Source organism: Synechococcus sp. R8-2 (assembly GCF_047461715.1).
Classification (GTDB): Bacteria; Cyanobacteriota; Cyanobacteriia; order Thermostichales; family Thermostichaceae; genus Thermostichus.
The window spans coordinates 1-2,796 of the sequence record NZ_JANSHQ010000314.1 but is presented as its reverse complement, the minus strand read 5'-3'; the positions used below and the strand labels follow the sequence as shown (position 1 = coordinate 2,796).

Below are 2,796 nucleotides of genomic sequence, written 5' to 3'. Positions count from 1 at the left end.
GCAACCACCGCGTCGTGGTTGCCCTGGCCCAGTTTTTGCTGGAGGAAGCCCTCGACAACCCAGAGAAAGGGGATGCTGTCGTCTCCCGCTGCGGCGCTCTACGCACCCGAGCGGTAGTTGATCTTACAACTCTACTGCTGCTGCGGGTGCGCTACCTGGTGGAGCAACCCCAGAGGCAGCCTCTCTTGGCGGAAGAGGTGCTGGTGCTAGGCGGTGTTGGCCTGGAGAGCGGCGAGGCCCGCTGGCTGGAGACGGGCGCAGCTCTCCAACTGCTGGCCACGGCCAAGCCGGATGAGAACCTACCGCTAGCGGAAAAGCGGGAGCTGGTTCAGCATCTCCTGGCCTGTCTCGGCCCGTGGCAGGAGACAGAGGAAAACTGGGGAAGGGATCACCGGCTGCAGCAGGCGGCGCGGGAGCGGATTTTGCAGCGTGCTGCTGAGCTGGAGGCTGCCCATAGGCGCATCCGCCAAGCCGTGTCCCTACAGGGGCGGGGGCTGAAGGTGAAGCCGCAGCTTCCCCCCGATCTTTTAGGACTCCTTGTTCTCCAACCGGTGGTTTGCCGATGAGCGAGTTTTCTGGGGTACGCATCGAAGGAGGCCTGTTGGGGCCCGATATTCTCGAAAAGCTGCTGGCAGGGGATCTGCCAGGACAGAAGCCAGAAGACTTCGGCTTTAACAGCAAGCGCGGCCCAGTCGAAGAGATTGCCGCGGTCTTTGCCGATTGTCGAAAGTACTGGGAGGCCTTCCAGAGCCGCCTGCAGCGCCTGCCCGAAAGCGATCTCGCCACCAGCATCACCCGCGATGCCTGGGCGATCCCCTTCTTCAGTTTGCTGGGGATCGAGGTGCGCTATCAACCGCGCGCCTGCGAGGTGGACGGAATGAACTTCCCCATCTCGCATCGCATGGGCGAGGCGGAAGACGCGCCACCGGTGCACATCGTCGGCGCGCGCCAGGAGCTGGGCCGCGTGCCGGCTTCTGGCCGGCCTCGCCTGGCACCCCACTCGCTGCTGCAGGAGTATCTCAACCGCAGCGAGCACCTCTGGGGCATTGTTACCAACGGATTGACCCTGCGCCTCCTGCGGGACTCCACCTATGTGCGTCGGCAGGCCTATGTGGAGTTTGACCTGAAGCAGATCCTAGAGGAGCAGCGGTTTAACGACTTTGCCATCCTCTTTCGGCTGCTGCACCGCAGCCGCTTGCCCCAAACGGCAGAGCTAGCAGGGGATTGTCTGCTGGAAAAGTACTACCAACAGGCCCTGGAGCAGGGTGGCCGGGTACGGGAACGGCTGCGGGAGGGGGTTGAGGAGTGCATCAGGTTGCTGGCAAATGGGTTCCTGGCCCATCCCAAGAACCAGAGGCTGAGAGCGCGGCTCTTGTCGGATCCCAGGGAGCTCTACCGCCAACTGCTGCGCTTGGTCTACCGGTTCCTGTTCCTCTTGGTTTCCGAAGAGCGGGGGTTGATGAGCAGCGCGGCGCTCTATCGCGAGCACTACAGCGTGACGCGGCTGCGGCGGTTTTTGGATCGGCAAAGTGCCCAAGACGAACACGAGGATCTCTGGTGCAGCTTGCGGGTGCTCTGGAGGGTGCTTTCCCAAGAGGAGCTGGCGGAGCTGCTGGGGGCTGCTCCTCTCAACGGAGAGCTGTTTGCCCCTCTGGAGCTGGATGAGTGCAGCCTGAGCAACCGGGATCTGCTGCAAGCCTTTTCGCACCTAGCCTACTACCGAGAAAACCCCACCTCTCCCCTTCGGCGGGTCAACTACGCGGCGCTGGATGTAGAAGAACTGGGATCCGTCTACGAAAGCTTGCTCGACTACCAGCCTCAGATTGTAACTGGGCAAGGGGCGCCTCGCTTTGAGTTGAGCTACGGCTCAGAGCGCAAGAGCACAGGCTCCTACTACACCCCGCCGGAGCTAGTGGCCGAACTCATCCGCTCGGCGCTGGAGCCAGTGATTGAAGAACGGCTGAAAGCCGCTCGCCCACCTGAGGAAAAAGAGCAAGCGATTTTGTCCATCCGTGTGTGTGATCCCGCCTGCGGATCCGGTCACTTCCTGCTTGCTGCCGCCCGCAGGTTGGGCAAGGAACTGGCAAAGCTCCGCACCGGCGAAGAGGAACCCGCCCCCGAGCGTGTCCGCGAGGCCATCCGCGATGTGGTGGCGCACTGCATCTACGGCGTGGACAAAAACCCGCTGGCGGTGGAACTCTGCCGCGTGGCCCTGTGGCTGGAGGCCCACTGCGCCGGCAAGCCCCTCACCTTCCTGGATCACCACATCAAGTGCGGCGATTCGCTGGTGGGTGTCTTGGATTTGGCGATTTTGGAAAAGGGCATCCCCGATGAAGCCTTTACCCCGGTTAGCGCTGACTCCAAGGAGGCTGCCCGCTCGCTAAAGCAGCGCAATCGCACCGAGTGCCAGAGTTTGCAAACAGGGCAGCTTTCCCTTGCTTTTGACACTGACCAGGTGGTGGCTGAGCTTAGCCAGGAGCGACAGAAGCTAGAAGCCATTCCAGACAACTCCCCGGCAGAGGTTAGCCGCAAGCAGCAGCTCTACAGCCGCTACTGCCAAGACCCGCAACACCAAAAGCTAGTGGAAGCCTGCAACCTGTGGACAGCCGCTTTTTTCCAGCCCTTGATCCCTGACTTCTCTAGGGCCATTACCACCCAAGCCGTGGCTGATCGACTGCAGGAGAGAACCCCCTCCCAGGCCCTTGCCACTGCTCAGGCCCTCGCCGTCGAGAACCGGTTTTTCCACTGGCCGCTGGAGTTCCCGGAGGTGTTCTACCCCCACCCCTGGCCCCTCCC

At 62.3% G+C, this 2,796-nt stretch carries 1 protein-coding gene and 1 pseudogene; both read left to right on the top strand.

The features are described from left to right. Nucleotides 1-566, top strand: a pseudogene (locus tag NW819_RS08080) (helicase); the annotation flags it as partial. Further along, the coding region (locus tag NW819_RS08075; protein ID WP_414413447.1) for a DNA methyltransferase at nucleotides 563-2,796 on the top strand (2,234 nt) is incomplete at its 3' end. The pseudogene NW819_RS08080 and the gene NW819_RS08075, both read left to right, overlap by 4 nt.